16 protein-coding genes are annotated in these 17,876 nt (G+C 63.4%); 2 read left to right on the forward strand and 14 right to left on the reverse strand.

The window, feature by feature from the left end; genetic code table 11:
* Nucleotides 1–20 precede the first annotated feature (20 nt).
* Together ACTJLB_RS28480 and ACTJLB_RS28485 are read right to left on the reverse strand one after the other, a co-directional pair.
* The gene (locus ACTJLB_RS28480; protein WP_020071042.1) at nt 21–1,364 is read right to left on the reverse strand and encodes a hemolysin family protein; all 1,344 of its coding nucleotides are present in this window, start codon (nt 1,362–1,364) and stop codon (nt 21–23) included.
* Nucleotides 1,365–1,456: 92 nt separating this feature from the next.
* Complete coding sequence (locus ACTJLB_RS28485) at nt 1,457–2,260, reverse strand: sensor histidine kinase (RefSeq protein ID WP_087752729.1); 804 nt, start codon at nt 2,258–2,260, stop codon at nt 1,457–1,459.
* Between the two features lie 182 nt (nt 2,261–2,442).
* Here ACTJLB_RS28485 and ACTJLB_RS28490 point away from each other — a divergent pair, with 182 nt between their 5' ends.
* Both ACTJLB_RS28490 and ACTJLB_RS28495 read left to right on the forward strand, forming a co-directional pair.
* On the forward strand, nt 2,443–2,784 hold the full coding sequence (locus ACTJLB_RS28490) for an FKBP-type peptidyl-prolyl cis-trans isomerase (RefSeq protein WP_006047612.1): 342 nt from the start codon (nt 2,443–2,445) through the stop codon (nt 2,782–2,784).
* A gap of 33 nt (nt 2,785–2,817) precedes the next feature.
* Nucleotides 2,818–3,600, forward strand: a complete 783-nt coding sequence (locus ACTJLB_RS28495; RefSeq protein ID WP_020071044.1) for an AraC family transcriptional regulator — start codon at nt 2,818–2,820, stop codon at nt 3,598–3,600.
* Nucleotides 3,601–3,724: 124 nt separating this feature from the next.
* Here the strand turns inward: ACTJLB_RS28495 and ACTJLB_RS28500 are convergent, their stop codons facing one another.
* The 12 genes from ACTJLB_RS28500 to ACTJLB_RS28555 form a co-directional block, all read right to left on the reverse strand.
* Nucleotides 3,725–4,915: an O-succinylhomoserine sulfhydrylase gene (locus ACTJLB_RS28500; RefSeq protein WP_440785254.1), complete on the reverse strand. Its 1,191-nt coding sequence runs from the start codon at nt 4,913–4,915 to the stop codon at nt 3,725–3,727.
* Nucleotides 4,916–5,237: 322 nt separating this feature from the next.
* On the reverse strand, nt 5,238–6,788 hold the full coding sequence (gene purF, locus ACTJLB_RS28505; RefSeq protein WP_020071046.1) for an amidophosphoribosyltransferase: 1,551 nt from the start codon (nt 6,786–6,788) through the stop codon (nt 5,238–5,240).
* 144 nt (nt 6,789–6,932) lie between these two features.
* Nucleotides 6,933–7,427 carry a CvpA family protein gene (locus ACTJLB_RS28510; protein ID WP_020071047.1) on the reverse strand — a complete coding sequence of 165 codons (495 nt, stop codon included), beginning with the start codon at nt 7,425–7,427 and terminating at the stop codon, nt 6,933–6,935.
* A gap of 7 nt (nt 7,428–7,434) precedes the next feature.
* Nucleotides 7,435–8,394 (reverse strand): SPOR domain-containing protein, encoded by a 960-nt coding sequence (locus tag ACTJLB_RS28515; protein WP_440785256.1) that lies wholly within the window; start codon nt 8,392–8,394, stop codon nt 7,435–7,437.
* A 29-nt stretch (nt 8,395–8,423) separates the two neighbouring features.
* Nucleotides 8,424–9,734, reverse strand: a complete 1,311-nt coding sequence (gene folC / locus ACTJLB_RS28520; protein ID WP_440785257.1) for a bifunctional tetrahydrofolate synthase/dihydrofolate synthase — start codon at nt 9,732–9,734, stop codon at nt 8,424–8,426.
* A 186-nt stretch (nt 9,735–9,920) separates the two neighbouring features.
* Nucleotides 9,921–10,793 (reverse strand): acetyl-CoA carboxylase, carboxyltransferase subunit beta, encoded by an 873-nt coding sequence (gene accD / locus ACTJLB_RS28525; RefSeq protein ID WP_012428630.1) that lies wholly within the window; start codon nt 10,791–10,793, stop codon nt 9,921–9,923.
* A 79-nt stretch (nt 10,794–10,872) separates the two neighbouring features.
* Nucleotides 10,873–11,685, reverse strand: coding sequence for a tryptophan synthase subunit alpha (gene trpA, locus ACTJLB_RS28530; RefSeq protein WP_440785258.1), 813 nt, complete (start codon nt 11,683–11,685; stop codon nt 10,873–10,875).
* 50 nt (nt 11,686–11,735) lie between these two features.
* Nucleotides 11,736–12,647, reverse strand: coding sequence for a DNA-methyltransferase (locus tag ACTJLB_RS28535; RefSeq protein ID WP_408425275.1), 912 nt, complete (start codon nt 12,645–12,647; stop codon nt 11,736–11,738).
* 11 nt (nt 12,648–12,658) lie between these two features.
* Entirely contained in the window at nt 12,659–13,852 is a 1,194-nt protein-coding gene (gene trpB, locus ACTJLB_RS28540) for a tryptophan synthase subunit beta (protein WP_088176558.1), read from the reverse strand.
* Nucleotides 13,853–13,905: 53 nt separating this feature from the next.
* Nucleotides 13,906–14,631: a phosphoribosylanthranilate isomerase gene (locus tag ACTJLB_RS28545; protein ID WP_087752690.1), complete on the reverse strand. Its 726-nt coding sequence runs from the start codon at nt 14,629–14,631 to the stop codon at nt 13,906–13,908.
* Nucleotides 14,621–15,439, reverse strand: a complete 819-nt coding sequence (truA, locus tag ACTJLB_RS28550) for a tRNA pseudouridine(38-40) synthase TruA (RefSeq protein ID WP_440785259.1) — start codon at nt 15,437–15,439, stop codon at nt 14,621–14,623. Before truA ends, ACTJLB_RS28545 begins: the two co-directional genes overlap by 11 nt.
* Complete coding sequence (locus tag ACTJLB_RS28555) at nt 15,436–17,748, reverse strand: FimV/HubP family polar landmark protein (protein ID WP_440785260.1); 2,313 nt, start codon at nt 17,746–17,748, stop codon at nt 15,436–15,438. The genes truA and ACTJLB_RS28555 overlap by 4 nt, the downstream gene beginning before the upstream one ends.
* Between the last annotated feature and the right edge of the window lie 128 nt (nt 17,749–17,876).

Below are 17,876 nucleotides of genomic sequence, written 5' to 3' on the forward strand. Positions count from 1 at the left end.
GGTGTTGGAGTCGTGAGACTCTAGCCGCCTTCGTCGTCGAATACCTTGGGGTACACCCGCACCAGCACGATGCGCGGACCCTTCATCTTTTTCACGACGACGTCGAAGCGATCGAATTCGACTCGCTGCCCTTCTGTAGGCAGATCGTTGAGCGCCTGAATGACGAGACCGCCAACCGATTCGGCCTTGCCTTCATCGATGTCGATACCCAGCGCGCGCTCCAGCGACACGACCGGCAAGCTGCCCTTGCCCATCAACGTGCCGTCGTCCATGCGAGTCCAGTCGGCGTCGCCCTGACGGAACTCGTCGTGAATCTGGCCGACCAGCGCGCCGAGCAGGTTGTCGAGCGTGAGGAAACCGATAGGCTTCGAGTTCTTGTGACCGACCAGCGCGAAGTGCGGCGCTCCTTTGCGGAAGCGGCGAAACAGTTCGAGCGCCGGCATTTCCGGCTTGACGTATTGAACTGGGCGCGCGTACTGCGAGAGATCGTCGAGCGTACTGCCGGCGTGGCGGGCCAGCAGCAGGTCCTTCAAATGGATCATGCCGGCTACGCGCTCGCCTGAGGCGTCTTCGAACAACGGGTAGCGGCTAAAGCGATGCCGCGCCACGACCTGCATGTTCTCGCGCAGCGGCAAGTCCAGCCGCAAGCCGATCATTTCGTACGACGGCCGCATCAGGTCGGACACCGTCATGCGCGAAAAGTCCAGCGAATGCGCAATGGTGTTCCACTCGTCCTGGCTATACGCGTCTTCCGGTGCGCCGCGTTCCGATGCAACGTTGGTGCGGCGGCTGCGCAGAATCAGCTTCAGCTCGTCGGTGGAATAGTGGGAGTCGTGTGCATGGTCGGCGTTCAGACCGGCGAGCCTCAGCACCGCATTGGCACTTGTGTTGAGCACCCAGATGGCCGGATACATTGCCCAATAAAAGCCGTACAACGGCGTGGCGGCCCACAGAGAGACCTTCTCCGCTTCGCGAATTGCGAGCGACTTCGGCGCAAGTTCTCCCACCACGATATGCAGAAACGAAATACACGAAAACGCGAAGAAAAGCGAAATGCCGTGGATCAGTTTCTCGGATTCCACGCCGGCGAGGCTGAAAAGCGGCGTGAGCAGTTCGGCAAACGCAGGCTCGCCGATCCAGCCCAGGCCGAGCGACGCGAGCGTAATGCCCAACTGACAGGCCGACAGATAAGCGTCGAGGCGGCCATGCACCTTGGCAAGCAGCCGTCCGCGCATGCCGTGCCTTTCGGCGAGGCTCTGCACGCGCGTCTGCCGCAATTTGACCAGGCCGAATTCAGCCGCAACAAAGAAACCGTTCAGGGCGACGAGAAACAACGCACCGATAAGGGCGACAACCTGGATCAAGGCGGAGAGCTCCGGCGACAAAAGTTGTCAGTATAGAGGTTGAAAGCTCGCCGAAAAGTTAATCGCGAACAACACGTGCAAGGCGCGGCCGTTCATCGGGGCGACGAAGCGCTCAACGGAACACGCAAAGCGAGCGTGGCCGGCGCGGTTTCAGTGGCGTCATGCTGGTCGAAGCTGCCGCCGTGCGCCTGCGCGACACGCTTGCAGAGCGCAAGTACCCATGCGATGCGGTTAGCTTCCCGCGTTTCCCGGGCCTGCTTGCGCGCGAACGCTTCGAGCACATGAGGCAGCGACGGATCGTCCAGTGCGGCGCTCGTCTGGTACGTGACAGCCGCATGCCAGCTGGTCGCATCCGCGCGCGATTCCAGCGTGACAGTCGCGCCTTCTGCGCTGGATTCGACGGCAAACGTGAGCATCAGCCACAGCGCAGCGGCAAGACGCTCGCGATCGCCATTCAGTTGCTCGGTGGCGAGCTGCGAGTTGATTGCGATCTCCACGCGTCGCGAACGCGCGAGTGCCGAGCGCACCTCTTCGGCGGTTTCATCGAGCAGCGGATGAAGCGGGAACGGCTCATAAACGAGCGCGAGCGTTTTGGTTTCCGCGCGCGTGGCGTCGACAATCGTTTCGAGCAGCTTGACCTGCTGATCGACGCCATTTCGGATGCCGGTGACCGCGCGCTGCGAATTGGGATCGTTGGCGTCGAGCTTACGTTCGAGCACGTAAGCCCAGCTATGGATAGCGTTCAACGGACCACGCAGATCGTGCGATACCAGCGAGAGCACGTGGTCGCGCATGAACAGCGCGGTTTCAGCGCGCAAATGCGCGGTGCGTTCGGATACGGCGAAGCCGGAAGTCACCGGTTGTGCGCCAGCGGATCCGGTTGAAGACGTTGTCACGATCGACCTCTCTGGCAATGCATCATGATTGGGGAGCCCCATTATAGGCATGCCGCCGGGCGTCACCACCCTGGCCGGATGGACGGCTGGAACGCAATCGTCGTGCCACGCGGCATTGTTCGACCGCACCACGTCAACGCGCCTACAATGTCGGTTTCACGTTTTGAACTGAGGAGCGACATATGTCGACTGTGACTACCGAATCCGGCTTGAAGTATGAAGACATCGTTGAAGGAACGGGCGCGGAAGCGGTTGCTGGCAAGACCGTCAGCGTGCACTACACCGGCTGGCTGACCGACGGCCAGAAGTTCGACTCGAGCAAGGACCGCAATGATCCGTTTGCGTTCGTGCTGGGCGGCGGCATGGTCATCAAGGGCTGGGACGAAGGCGTGCAAGGCATGAAGGTCGGCGGAACGCGCAAGCTGACCATTCCGCCGCAACTCGGCTACGGCGTGCGTGGCGCAGGCGGCGTGATTCCGCCCAACGCGACGCTCGTGTTCGAAGTCGAATTGCTCGACGTCTAAATCGTCGTTGCTGTTCGCCATGGCGCCTTTCCGATGACGCACGCCGTTGTTACCGCACCGAGCGTTTCGCTGCGCCGCTTCGAGGCGGCGCAAGCGTCGGACGTGCACGACTTTCACCAGGTCGTACTCGGGCTCCATGGCGCGATGGTGATGTCGGTGGACGGTGTCGCGCAACGCATCGACGCACACTGCGCCTGGCTCATTCCCGCGGGCGCGCGGCACGATTACGCGGGCCTCGGCGAGAACCGGCAGCTGGTGCTGGATCTTCCGGCTACGACGCTCGCTGTGCCCGAGCGTCTGTTTGACCGTGCGCGAGCCGTCGCCGTCGACGCGCCGCTTACCGAACTTATTCAGCGCATTGCGTCGCGGGCCGCGAACGGTGCGCCGGCGGACGATCTCGACGCCCGTCGTTTCCATTGGGATGCTGCCGCACGTCTGGGCGCGGCGCTGGTGGCGGGCGCGGCGATGAAATGCACCGACGCCGACGCGCCGGCCGCGGGACTCGACTTCGCGAGAATCGACCGCTGGCTGCGCGCGCATTTATCAGAGCCGCTACGTATCGCCGATCTCGCCGCGCACTGCGGCTTCGGCATGCGGCGCTTTCACCAGCTTTTTATAGAAGCGTTCGGCGAAACGCCGCATCGCTATTTGCAGCGGCTGCGGCTCGATACGTCGCTCACGCTACTCGCCGATCCGCGGCTTTCGCTGACTGACATTGCGTTGGACATCGGCTTCGGCGATCAGAGCGCTTATACGCACGCGTTCACGCGACGGTTTGGTCTCGCGCCCGGTCAATGGCGAGCGTTGCGGCATTGAGCGTCGCGCAGTTGAGCGTTGACCAATGACGCGGTGACACGCCACGCTTTGGGGCATGAAAAAGGCGCGCTGACCGACCATCTCAGCGCGCCATGTACCACTCTTTTCGATAACGCAGACTGCCTCAGCCTGCCAGACCGCGCTCCAGATCGGCCCGGATATCCGCTGCGTTCTCCAACCCCACGGCGAGACGAATCAAGCCTTCCGTAATGCCTGCAGCAGCGCGCGCTTCGGGTGTCACGCGGCCATGCGTTGTCGTCGCCGGATGGGTGATAGTCGTGCGTGTGTCGCCGAGATTGCCGGTGATCGAGCAGATTTTCGTGCTGTCGATTACGCGCCAGGCGTTCGCTCGCATCTGTTTCGGCGTGTCGCCCTTCAACTCGAACGAGACGATAGCGCCGCCCGCCTTCTGCTGACGCATGGCCAGCGCGTGTTGCGGATGCGATTCGAGGCCAGGATAAAACACGCGTTTTACGGCGGGATGGTCATCGAGCCAGCGTGCAATTTCGAGCGCGTTCGCCGACTGCTTTTCGACGCGCAGCGACAGCGTTTCCATGCCCTTGAGCAACACCCATGCGTTGAAGGCGGACAAGGTCGGCCCGGCGCTCCGCACGAACGGAAACACCTTTTCCATGATGAACTTCTTCGAGCCGACCAGCGCGCCGCCCAGCACACGCCCTTGGCCGTCGAGGAACTTGGTGGCCGAATGCATGACGACGTCGGCGCCAAGCTTGAGCGGCTGTTGCAAGGCCGGGCTGCAGAAACAGTTGTCGACCACGAACAACGCATTGGCGGCTTTGGCGATCTTGCTGATTGCTTCAATGTCGGCAACCTCGGTCAGCGGATTCGACGGCGTTTCGAGGAAGAACATTTTCGTCTCCGGACGCACGGCGTTTTTCCACGCGTCCAGATTGGTCGGATCGACAAACGTAGTGGTGATGCCGAACTTGCTGAAAATCTGCGAGAACATGCCGAGCGTGGAACCGAACAACGCCTGCGAACTGACCAGGTGGTCGCCCGCTTGCAGCGTGGACATCACGACGGACATGATCGCCGCCATGCCCGAAGCAGTCGCCATGCACGCTTCGCCGCCTTCGAGCGCGGCCAGACGGTCCTGGAACATCGAGACGGTCGGGTTGGTGAAGCGCGAATACGTGTAATAGTCCTCGGAATTCTTGAAGCGTTCGGCGGCGTCCGCTGCGCTCGCGAAGACGAAGCTCGACGTCAGGAATATCGCTTCCGAATGCTCGTTGAAGTCGCTGCGCACCGTGCCCGAGCGGACTGCCAGCGTATCGAAGTTCAGGGAGTCGTCCATGTTCGTTGTGGTTTCCAATGTTCCATGACTGCGTTCGGTGTGCGGCTAGTATGCGGTTGTATGCAACGAAACCGCGGCCGAACGGCAGCAACAAAAAAGCCCGCTTCTGTGCCGGCGCTTTTGCGTCGGTACAAGCGGGCTTCATATGCGGGGAAAGCTGGAGCGGAGGCGGATGGTTGCGGCTTGCCCACCATTCGCTTTAGCTGTTTTGGGTTGCCCCGCGTCCGCAAGCTGAGATCAAATCGACGCAAGCTGCCATGCTAACACGCTCGCGGCGCGGCGTGCAGCGAGGCGCGCCATGCCGCGAACGCCAGCGCTGAACTCAGCCCACCGACAACTGCAAATGCAGCTGCGAGCGCGCTGGACCGCCGCCGTCGATCGCTTCGCTCGCGGCGTCGCGATCCGACTGCGAAGACGGTGCGAGACGCGCGGTTTCGATGCGGTCGAGATACTCCGTGGTCACGTCGCCGGTCACGTAGTTGCCGTCGAAACACGACGCCTCGAACTCCTTCAGCGCAGGATTGATGTCGCGAACAGCTTGCTTGAGCGCGTCGACGTCCTGATAGACGAGATGGTCCGCGCCGATCATGCGTGCCACTTCTTCGTCCGAACGGCCATGAGCGACGAGCTCGCCGCGCGTCGGCATGTCGATACCGTAGACGTTCGGGAATTTCACCGGCGGCGCGGCCGAAGCAAAAATCACCTTGTTCGCGCCGGCATCGCGCGCCATCTGCACGATTTCGTGCGAGGTGGTGCCGCGCACGATAGAGTCGTCCACGATCAGCACGTTTTTGCCCTTGAACTCGATGCCCATGGCGTTCAGCTTCTGGCGCACCGACTTCTTGCGCACCGCCTGGCCCGGCATGATGAACGTGCGGCCGACATAACGGTTCTTGAAGAAACCTTCGCGATACTCGACGCCCAGCTTCTTTGCGACCTGCATTGCGGCCGGACGGGACGAGTCGGGAATCGGCATCACGACGTCGATTGCGACGTCAGGCAGCTCGCGCCTGATCTTCTCGGCGAGATAGTCACCCATGCGCAGGCGCACGTTGTAGACCGGCACGCCGTCGAGCACCGAATCCGGACGCGCCAGATACACGAGCTCGAAAATGCACGGGTTCAAGCTGGGGTTCGTCGCGCACTGCTGCGAATGCAGATTGCCCTCGATGTCGATGAAAATCGCTTCGCCCGGCGCGATATCGCGCACGAATTCAAAACCGATACCTTCGATCGCCACCGACTCCGACGCGAGAATCCATTCGACGCCTTCCGCCGTTTCCTGCTTGCCGAGGCAAAGCGGGCGAATGCCGAACGGGTCGCGGAAGCCGAGCAGGCCGTAGCCGGCGATCAGCGAAACAATCGCATACGAACCGCGCACCCGGCGATGCACACCCGACACGGCCTTGAAGAGCGCAGCCGGATCCAGTTGCAGGCCCGAGCTCGAAAGCTGCAATTCGTGCGCGAGCACGTTGAGCATGACTTCCGTGTCGGAATTCGTGTTGATGTGGCGGCGATCGATGCGGAACATCTCATCTTTCAGTTGCTGCCAGTTGGTCAGATTGCCGTTGTGCGCGAGGATGATGCCGAACGGCGCGTTCACGTAGAACGGCTGGGCTTCTTCTTCGCTCGACGCCGAGCCGGCGGTCGGGTAGCGCACCTGGCCGATGCCGGTGTTGCCCGGCAGGCTGCGCATGTTGCGCGTGCGGAACACGTCGCGCACCATGCCGTTGGCCTTGTGCATGTGGAAATTGCTGCCGTTCGCCGTGGCGATGCCGGCGGCGTCCTGACCGCGGTGCTGCAGGAGCAGCAGGCTGTCATAGATCAGCTGGTTGACCGGAGAATGGGAAACTACGCCTACGATGCCGCACATGGCATGTCCTTCAAAGGTACGAAATTCGTCAGAGCGGCCGGTGCCTCGCAAGCGCACGATATGACGCGCGGGTTCGCGACATGATGTAGAGGCAGCCGGTTTGAGCCGGATTCCTGCGGCGTTCCTTAGACACTCAATTGCTCGTCACACGCGGACGTAGGCAGCGAGCGTCTCCGGAAGCAGCGGTTTCATTACGTGCACGCCCTCTACCGCATATGGCCGCAGCAAGGCGTTGCGCCAGAATTCCTGTTGGGGCAATTCGGTCAAGCCTGCGAGGGCGACCAGAATCAGCACCAGAACGACCCCACGCACGAGGCCGAACATCAAACCGAGCGAGCGGTCCACGCCGCTCAGGCCGGTAGCCTGCACGATGCGGCCAAGCAGCGCGTTCAGCACGCTCGCCACCAGCACCACACCGATCGCCACCAACGCGAAGGCCAGCAGCCACTGTGTCAGCGCGCCGCCCGGCCACGTGGACGGGATATACGGCACGACATAACCGACGAAGCGGCAAGCAATGAAAAACGCCGCAATCCAGCCGATAAGCCCGAACACTTCGGACAAAAACCCGCGCCACGTGCCGCGCAAGGCCGACAAACCGATCACCGCCATTACAGCGTAGTCGAAGGCAGTGAACATCGCTCGCTTACTGTGCAGCGCCGTTGTTCGCGCCCGACGACAGGCCGGCCTCACGAACCTTTGCAATTGCGGCACTTGCCGCTGCCCGGTCCGCAAACGGGCCGGCACGCAAAAGTGTGAGCGTTGTGCCGTCAGCCTGTTTCCGATGTTCGGTATATGCGGGCACTCCGGCCGCTTTCAACTTGGTTGCCCAACTGCGCGCATTCGCTTCGTTTGCAAAAGCGCCGAGCTGCACAGCGAAACGGCTGCCCGGCGGCGACGCCGGCGTTCCCGAATTCGCGTCCGTATTGGCGACGGCGTTGGATTCCTCCGCCGATGGCGCGGCGGACGTTGCATTGCTGTGCGGTGCCGGCTTGCTGGCCGGCTTCGCGGCAACGGCTGGCGCCGCGGTGGCTGGCGCAGGTGCAGGCGCGGCGTTGGCGGCAACGGCGGGTGCCTGCGGCTTCACAGCCGGCTTGGCGGCGGGCGCAGGATTCGTGCTCGCTTCCGCCGGCTTGGCGTCCTGCTTTGCTTCCTGCGTCGCGTTCTTCTTTGCGCCGCCTGACTGCGTTTGCGCAGACGAAGTAGCGGGCGCGAGGCCTGAAGCCGTGAGCGCTGAGTCGGGCGTCGGATTGTCCGGCGCTACGCCAGCCTGAGTGTCTTCCTCGCGCCGCGCGAGCTTGGGCGCCGGGCGACTCGGAATGTCGATGGAGATGTCGTCTGTGACAGGCTTCGGATGCGAGTCGAGCACCATGGGCAGCACGACCACCGCCGCTACGACCATTGCGATTGCACCAACCAGCCGACGCCGCGCGCGCTGCTTTTCGGGCAACGTGGGGTCGAGCAGCATCGCATCGGCGTCGACGGTGCGCTCCGTGCGGCGGGTTCGCCGCTCCACGCGCTCGCTACGGGCAGCCCGGGTGGAACTGGTGTTTGCGTCGCGCCGGCTGGGCGCGTCGTCTTTCTTGCCGAACGAGAAAATTCCCATGAATCGCTTGGTTCGAGCGTGGCGCCCGTTCAGTGTTGCTGCGATTTACGGTAGGCCATAACGCCGGCTACCGTATAGAAACTGCCGAAAACCACGATTCTATCATTCTCTGACGCCCGCTTTAGCGCATCTTGGTACGCCTCGGCAGGCGTGGCGTAGCGCGTCACAGTGCTGTCGGCGCTGTCGCCCACGCCTTGCGCGTGCAAGGCGGCTTCCAGTTCTTCCGCCGATGCCGCTCGCGGCGTCGGCAAATCGGTCACACACCAGTGGTCGATCTCGCCCTTCAGGTGCGCGAGCACGCCGGCAATATCCTTATCGCCCATCATGCCGAACACGCCGTACGTGTACGGAAAAAAGCCCATGTTGCCGAGGTTCTGGCTCAGCACGGCGGCTGCATGCGGATTGTGGCCGACGTCCAGCACGACTGCCGGTTTGCCCGGCAGGACCTGGAAACGTCCGGGCAATTCGACGTTCGCGAGACCGAGCCGGATGTCCTGGGCCGAGACCGGCAGACGGTCGCGGAGTGCCTCCAGCCCGGCCAGCGCCGCGGAGGTATTGATCAACTGATTCGCGCCGCGCAGCGCCGGATAGGCGAGCGCGGACCGGCGCAGCGTCGGGCCGACGTAGCTCCATTGCTGGCGCTCGCTGCCGGCCTGCCCTTCGTAGCGGAAATCGCGGCCGAATAACCACAATTCGGCGCCAATCTGCGCGGCATAGTCGATCAGCGTTTGCGGCGGGACCGGGTCCGCGCAGATCGCCGGCTTGCCCGCCCGGAAAATGCCAGCCTTCTCGAGCGCGATTTTCTCTCGCGTGTCGCCGAGGTATTCCGTGTGGTCGATGTCGATGCTCGTGATGATCGCGCAATCGGTGTCCAGAATGTTCACCGCGTCGAGGCGGCCACCCAGACCGACTTCGAAAATCACCGCGTCCAGTCCGCGCGACGCAAATAGGCTCATGATCGCCAGCGTCGTGAATTCGAAGTAAGTGAGCGAGACCGGCTCGGCAAGGCTCGCCCGTGCGGTTTCGACCTTTTCGAAGTGCGACAGCAGTTCGGCGTCGCTCGCCATCTCGCCGTTTATCCGCGCGCGCTCGTTGAACGACAGCAAATGCGGAGAAGTATGACAACCCACGGTAAAACCGGCGCGCAGCAGGATCGATTCGAGGATCGCGCAAGTCGAGCCCTTGCCGTTCGTTCCGCCGACCGTGATCACCGGGCACGCGAACGACAGTTCCATCGCGTCGCGCACCTGACTGATGCGCGTGAGACCCATGTCGATGCCGACCGGATGCGCGGATTCAAGGTGCGTGAGCCACGCGTCGAGGGTGGGGAATGTGGTCATCGGGTGAATCGCGAGAAAATCATTGAGCGGTGCGACGAACATGCGCGGGACGGCACATGGTGCTGCAGGTGAGACCGTGATTATCCCGGAAATGGCAGCGCGCCGCTTGATTGCTCACGCGGCGCGCTGTTTTTACTGCTTTTCAACGAGGACGGCGTTCGACGGGCTGTTCCCGTCAAGCGCCGCTTACGCGACGGCGTCCGCCGGCTGATGGCTCAGCAACGCCATCAATTGAGCGAGTTCTTCCCGCAGCTTGCGACGGTCCACGATCATGTCGATGGCGCCCTTCGTCAGCAGGAACTCGGCGCGCTGGAAGCCTTCCGGCAGTTTTTCACGCACCGTTTGTTCGATCACACGCGGGCCGGCGAAGCCGATCAGCGCCTTCGGTTCCGCGATCACGACGTCGCCGAGGAACGCAAAACTCGCCGAGACACCGCCCATGGTCGGGTCGGTCAGCACAGAGATGAACGGCAGCTTGGCTTCGGCCAGCTTGGTCAGCATGGCGGTGGTTTTCGCCATTTGCATCAGCGAAAGCAGGCTTTCCTGCATCCGCGCGCCGCCCGAAGCGGTGAAGCAGATGAACGGCACTTTTTGCTCGAGCGCGTTCTGGGCGCCGCGCGCGAAGCGCTCGCCGACCACCGAACCCATCGAGCCACCCATAAACGAGAATTCGAAGCAGGCCACGACGACTGGCAGCGTGTGAATCGCCCCGCCCATGACGACCATTGCGTCGGTTTCGTCGGTGTCGTCCATCGCCTCTTTCAGGCGGTCCGGGTACTTGCGGCTGTCTTTGAACTTGAGCGCGTCGACCGGGACGATTTCCTGACCGATTTCGTATCGGCCTTCAGGATCCAGCAAGCCGTCCAACCGCTCGCGCGCGCCGATACGCATGTGGTGATCGCACTTCGGGCAAACGTGCAGATTCGCCTCGACGTCGTTGCGGTACAGCACGGCTTCGCACGACGGGCACTTGATCCACAGGCCTTCCGGAATCCCCTTGCGGTTTTTCGGGTCGGTTTGTTTGATTTTCGGCGGCAGCAGCTTATCGAGCCAGCTCATATTCAATCCTTCTGGGGTCAACGGTCGAGCAAACGGCGGGACAAACCCGCCGCTCGCACTACAGACGACAAAATTACTGTTATCGGGCGGTCGCGACGCTATCGAGCGCTTCGCGCACTTCGGCGACGAAGCGTGTGAGCGTCCCAGCGGCGGCTTCGGGAGCCGTCTGCTCGAGCAATTGCACGATACGGCTGCCGATTACAACGGCGTCGGATACTTCGGCCACGAGACGCGCCGTTTCGGCGTCACGGATGCCAAAACCGACGCCCACCGGCAAGGGCACGCGCGACTTGATGGCCGGGATTTTACTCGCGATGCTGGAAACGTCCAGATTTGCTGCTCCGGTCACGCCTTTCAACGAGACGTAATAGACGTAGCCGCTGGCTATTTTGCCGACTTCCGCAATACGTTCGTCGGTCGACGTGGGCGCCAGCAAAAAGATCGGGTCGATGCCCGCCGCGCGCATTTTTTCGGCGAAGTTAGCGCATTCTTCCGGCGGATAGTCGACTACCAGCACACCGTCGACGCCCGCTTCTTTCGCTGCCTTCGCAAAGGCTTCCGCACCCATGCGTTCGATGGGATTGGCGTAGCCCATCAGCACGACCGGCGTGGTGTCGTTGGTCTCGCGGAAGCGTTTCACGTCGGCGATCACGTGGCGCAGCGACACGCCGTGTGCGAGCGCCCGCTCGGACGACTGCTGGATGACCGGACCGTCCGCCATTGGGTCGGAAAACGGCACGCCGAGCTCGATCACATCGGCGCCGCCGGCGGCAAGCGCGTGCATGAATTCGACCGTGCGGGCTGGATCCGGATCGCCGGCCGTCATGAAAGGAATCAGGCCTTTCTTGCCTTGCGCAGACAGCGCGTCGAACGTGTTCTTGATACGGGACATGGTGTTATTCTCGATTAAGCGACTGCTGCGCTGGCGCTCGGTGCGTTGCGTCATTGAACTTCGGTTTGCCGCTGAGCCTTGGGTTTGGCCGGCCGACGCGTTGCGGGCGCGGCAGCAGCCGCGCTCACGCGTTCGCGCGCTATCGCGCAGTAACTTTCATTGATCTCATAGCCGACGAATTCGCGCTGCTGACGGGCGCAAGCGACTGCGGTGGTGCCGCTGCCCATGAAAGGATCGAGCACGCGGCCGCCCTTCGGACAACTTGCCAGCACCATTCGCTCGACAATTTCCAAAGGTTTTTGCGTGGGATGATCGACGCGCTCGGCGTGTTGCCGGTGCAGCCTCGATACAGACCAGACGTCCTTTGGATTATAGCCAAGCTCCAGCCACTTACTGCCCTCGAACAACTTACGCGAACGCGCCTTCTTCGTGACTGCATCGTACGGGATGCGGACGGGATCGAGGTCGAAATAGTAATCTTTCGACACCGCGAAAAAGCCGATGTTGTCATGCACCGAAGTAAACCGGCGCACCGTTCCGCCCATGCTCGGCACACGCCGGTCCCAGATGATTTCGTTGATCATCGTGAGCTTTGTCTTCAGGAAGCTGAAGATTTCCGGCGCGTACTGCCACGTGCAAAAGATATAAAGCGAGCCCGACGGCTTGAGCTTCGGGATTGCCAACTCAAGCCAACCACGCGTCCAGGCGAGAAAATCGTCGCCGGTTCGCATGTCGGAGTCGTTGCCGTAATCCTTGCCGAGCCCATATGGAGGATCGCATAGGATCAGGTCGATCGACCCGTCGGGAATGTTCGCTACATCGGTCAGAAAATCGCGGTTCAGCAACTGGATGCCCGCAGGCACCTGCGGCAAAAGCAGAGCAGGCGCCCCAGGCGTCAGCGGCGCGCCGGCCGGCGGTATTTCAGTGGTCGCCGGTTGCGGCTCGTCGAACTCGTCCCGCATCGGTGCGGTGCTCAGAACTGGATGCCCGATCGCTCGGCGACCGTGTGCATGTCCTTGTCGCCGCGGCCCGACAGGTTCACCAGAAGGTGCTTGTCTTTGGGCAGCGTCGGCGCGAGCTTCGTGGCGTAAGCCAGCGCGTGGCTGGACTCCAGCGCCGGAATGATGCCCTCGATGCGGCAGCAGTCGTGGAACGCCTTGAGCGCTTCTTCGTCGGTGATACCAACGTATTGGGCGCGGTTAATCTCTTTTAGCCACGCATGCTCAGGGCCGACGCCCGGATAATCGAGGCCCGCCGAGATTGAATGTGTCTCGATGATCTGCCCGTTCTCGTCCTGAAGCAGATAAGTACGGTTGCCGTGCAGAACCCCTGGACTGCCGCCGATCAGCGAGGCGGCGTGACGGCCCGACTCGATGCCGTCGCCCGCCGCTTCAACGCCGATGAGCTCGACCGCGGTGTCGTCGATGTACGGGTAAAAAATGCCCATAGCGTTCGAACCGCCGCCAACGCACGCGATCACCGCGTCCGGCTGCCGCCCGATGAGTTCGGGCATCTGCACTTTGCACTCGTCCCCGATCACACGCTGGAAGTCGCGCACCATCATCGGATAAGGATGCGGCCCCGCCACCGTGCCGATGATATAGAACGTGTTTTCGACGTTCGTCACCCAGTCGCGCATTGCTTCGTTCAGCGCGTCCTTCAGCGTGCGCGACCCCGACTCCACCGGCACAACCGAGGCGCCGAGCAGCTTCATCCGGTAGACGTTCGCGGCTTGGCGGCGCACGTCTTCGGCGCCCATGTAGACCACGCATTCCATGCCGAAACGCGCGGCGATGGTCGCCGTGGCGACGCCGTGCTGGCCGGCGCCGGTTTCGGCGATCACGCGCGGTTTGCCCATGCGCTTGGCCAGCAATGCCTGGCCGATCACGTTGTTGATCTTGTGTGCGCCGGTGTGGTTAAGGTCTTCGCGCTTGAGAAAAATCTGCGCGCCGCCCAGCAGTTCGCTCCAACGCTGCGCGTGGTAAATCGGCGAGGGCCGACCAACGAAGTACTTCAGTTCGCGCTCGTATTCCGCGACGAACTGAGGATCTTTCTGGAATTTCTCGTAGGCAGCACGCAGCTCGTCGAGCGCGTGCACAAGCGTTTCAGCGACGAACACGCCGCCAAACTGGCCGAAATGGCCTCTTTCGTCAGGCAAGTTGTACATGGTGATCACTCATATCTGGCGCGCGGCATTTTTTGGGGTGCCGCGCCGCGAAATCATCCGGCATCCGCCGCGCGCACCGCGCGCACGAATGCCGCCATCCGGGCGTGATCTTTCACGCCCCTGGCGCCCGGTACTTCGATGCCGCTCGAGACATCGACCGCGTACGGGCGCACGCGATGGATCGCGTCACTGACGTTTTGCGCGTTCAACCCACCACTCAAAACGGCCCGACGCGCGAGTTCTGCTGGAATAAGTGACCAATCGAAAACCTTCCCGCCGCCGCCATAGCCTTCGACATGGGTGTCGAACAGAAAGCCGCTGGCAGCTGAATAGTTGAGAGCCGATTTTACCAAATCGGCCGGTTGAGTATCCGCCGCAACTCGCAGCGCGCGCAACCAAGGCAAACCCGCAACGCCGGCGAGCGATTCGCATTGGTCCGCCGTCTCGTCGCCGTGGAACTGCAACAGCGAAAGCCCGACGTTGCTGACCACCTCGCGCATCCAGTCGGGCGTGGGGTTCACGAACAAGCCGACCACCGACACGAACGGAGGCACCTGATGCACAAGCTCGACGGCCTGCGCAACGCTCACCGAACGCGGGCTCGGCGGGTAGAACACGAGGCCGATGGCGTCGGCGCCGAGATCTATCGCGCAGCTGACGTCGGCGGGTTTCGACAGCCCGCACAGCTTGATGCGCGTTCGCCGCGGAATGCCTTGCTCAGGCGCGGCAGCGCCGGCTTCGTTCGCGAGGCTGTCAGTCCCGTGATTTTCAAAGTTCATGATGTGCCTGCTCGTTCCATACGGTACTCCACGGCACGCTGCCGGTCTGCGGCGCGGGCACCGCGAAGTGCTCAGGATAGCCCACTTGCGCAAGATACAACCCGTCCGGCATGAAGGTTGGCGCCGCCCATTCGCGGTCGCGGCTCGCGAGCACTTCGGCCATCCACGCGACGGGGCGCCGACCCTTGCCGACATAGACCAGGCACCCCATCAGGTTGCGCACCATGTGATGCAGGAACGCGTTCGCCCGGAAACGGAAATGGATGAAGTCGCCCTGTTGCTGAATGTCGATCTGGTACAGATGCTTGACCGGCGTCTTGGCCTGACATTGCGACGAGCGAAACGCCGAAAAGTCGTGTTCACCGATCAAAAGGGTCGCTGCCGCCCGCATCGCGTCTATATCGAGCGGCGTGTGCACCCAGCCGGCGCGCGCTGCGAGCATCGGCGAGCGCACGGGATGCACGTACAACAGATAGTGATACGTGCGCTCGAACGCCGAAAACCGCGCGTGGAACGCTTCCGGCATCGGCTTCGCCCACTGCACGGAGATCGTCTTCGGTAAAAACGAGTTCGTCCCGCGAATCCACGAAATGTCCGCTCGATCGAGCTCCGTATCGAAATGCACGACCTGGCCGAGCCCATGGACGCCCGTGTCCGTGCGGCCGGCGACTACGGTGTGCACCGGCGTCCGTGCGAATTCGCGCAGCGCCTTTTCGAGCTCGTCCTGAACCGTGTTGCCATGCGGTTGCGACTGCCATCCGCAGAACGCCGAACCGTCGTACTGGACGCCTAAAGCAATCCGCTTCACGACAACGGAGCGAGCGTCGAGAGCAACGCGCGGGCGTCGTTGCGCGTGGCCGGATCGTTTGACTCGATCACTTCGTTAATCAGCGTGCGTGCGCCGGCAAGGTCGCCCAGTTCGATGTACTCGGCCGCCAGGTCCAGCTTGTTGCGCGCGATGCGGGCCAGGTCGGCAGGCGTGAACGCCGGTAACGGCTGGGCCGGGCTTGGCGGCAACTCCAGATCGAAATCGAGCTTCAGCGCGCCGAAGCCCGCTGTACCGAGGTTGCCGGCACCGAGACCTGCCACGGCAGCACGGCCGGCGGTCCCGGCTGCGATTTCGTCCGCCGCATGCGGGGCTTCGTCCGCATCGGGCGGCAGCACGGCCTGGCGCGCCGTTGCTTCCTGCGACGCGACGGGCTGTGTGCTCAGCGACTCGGGCGCATGAACGGTTTCTGCCGCCGAGTCCACGCGCGGCGGCAAGGGCATATCGAGACTGCCGAATGCATCGAGCGCGTCGCGCGGGAAGTCCGCCGGCGCCTGGACGCGCGGCTGGTCGGCCGCTGCCGGCTGCGCGGGCGTGTCGACTTGATCGTCGTGGACTTGCGCGGTTGTCGCCAGCGGCTGCGGACTCAACGGCTCCATCGGCTCGGTCGGCAACGGCTCGTCGTCCCATTCGAGACGATGCGAAAGCGGTTCCGGCTCCCACGCTTCGTTAACCTGCTCGAGCGGCTCGAGCGGCGCGCGCGGCAGCGCGTCGGCGCCTAGCTCGGCGGCGGCGTCGAGGCTGGCGACCGTCGTCGCAGCGTCCAGTTCGTGGTGAACCTGCGCTGGCGGGGGTTCGGGTTGTTCCAGCGCAGCGGCTTCCGCGGGCGCGGCGTGGTCGTCGCTCAGGTCGGCGTTCGGCGCCGGGAAGTCCGCCGATGGCTCATGCTCTCCGGCTGGCTGCGCCGTCTCGCGCACGCCCGCGACCTGGTCGGCAGCGAATTGCGCAGTATCCCGCTCTGCTGCTCCCTGCTCTGCCGCCTGGCGCGCTTCAGCCTCGCGCGAAGCGGCTGCGCGAATTTCCGCCTCGCGCTCTGCGGCAACACGCTCCGACATTTCGCGAGCGGCGGCTTCGCCCTCGGCAGCTTCGCGCTCGGCGGCGGCCATCGCGGCCGCATGCTGCGCGGCGGCGGCGTCGGTCAAGTTAGGCTCGACCACCTCGTCTGCAGGCACAACACGATTAGGCTGCTCAGCCGCGCCGGACGGCGCTATGCCGTCCGCTGACGCCGCGTGTTCCTCCTGCGCCAGACGCTCACGCTTGCGCCGGCCAAGACGCAAGGCGGTCAACAGCACGACCAGCGCAGCGCCGACCGCCGCCGCGATAGCGAGGTTCGTCTGCGAAATGCCCGTATCGTTCGACGTGGTGGTCGCCGTACCCGGACGACCGGGCACGACCGCGGCAGACGACGCGCCCGCTGCCGATTGCGTGCCGCTTGCAACAGGCGCGACCGGCGCTGCTGGGGCCTTGCCGATGCCGTGCTTCTGCAACTCCATCAGCACGCGATTCTTGAGCGCGAGCAACTGCTGCAAGCTCGACACTTGTGCGCGCGGCTGCGAGGCGCCGGTGGCGGCGGCTGCCTCGCTTGCCGAGGGCTGGACCGAGCCGGCCCACACATGCGTGCCGCTCGCAGCCGATGCAGCTTGCGATCCGGCAGCAGTAGCAGCAGCCGACGATGCCGCGTCGCTCGTCACAGCGGAGCTTGCGTCGCTGGCTGAGCCCTGAACCGCAGGCGACGTCGCAGCTTGCGTAGCGGGGCTCTGCCCGCCTGCCGTACTCGCCGCTGCTGCATTGCCCGGCGCGGCGCTGCTTGCGCCGGATCCGACTGCCGCATTCGACGACGAGCCGTTGTCAGCCGTCGGCACCGATGCCGGACCCGCTGCAGACGCAGCAACCGCGCCGGACGCGTCCAGCGCTGGCACGTTCAGCACTGAGCCCAATCGCATGCGGCTTGGATCGTGGCCCATGAACGCGCTCGGATTCGCGTCGAAGAGCGCGCGGGCCGCGCGAGCAAGCGTGGCGCGGTCGTGTGACTGCGTGACGGCAATCGCCACGTCGTTCAGCGACTGACCGGGCCGCACCGTATATTGGCTCCCAGTCGCAGAGGAGACGGCCGCGGTTCCGGAGGCGGATACCGAAGCGCCGTCCGGCGCGCTCGCTGCGTCGACGGGCGCGGCGATGGCGCTGCTCGAAGCGGCGCCAGCCAGCATCAACGCCAAAGCGGCTGCGACCGCAAGGCGGCCGGTATCTGGGCGCGCAAACATGGCCCGAAGGGAAGAGAGTCGAAGATTCATCGGGACTCCTGGCGCGTCAGCGCGCGGCCCTTTTTTGCGGTTATAAAAAGACAAGATATTCGGAGCACACAAATGAAAAAAGCGCCGCGCAAGCGCGACGCTTCTTGAGTTTTCTACGCGTCGTGACC

Source organism: Paraburkholderia sp. 22098 (assembly GCF_052045935.1).
In the GTDB taxonomy this organism is placed as follows: Bacteria; Pseudomonadota; Gammaproteobacteria; order Burkholderiales; family Burkholderiaceae; genus Paraburkholderia; species Paraburkholderia caledonica.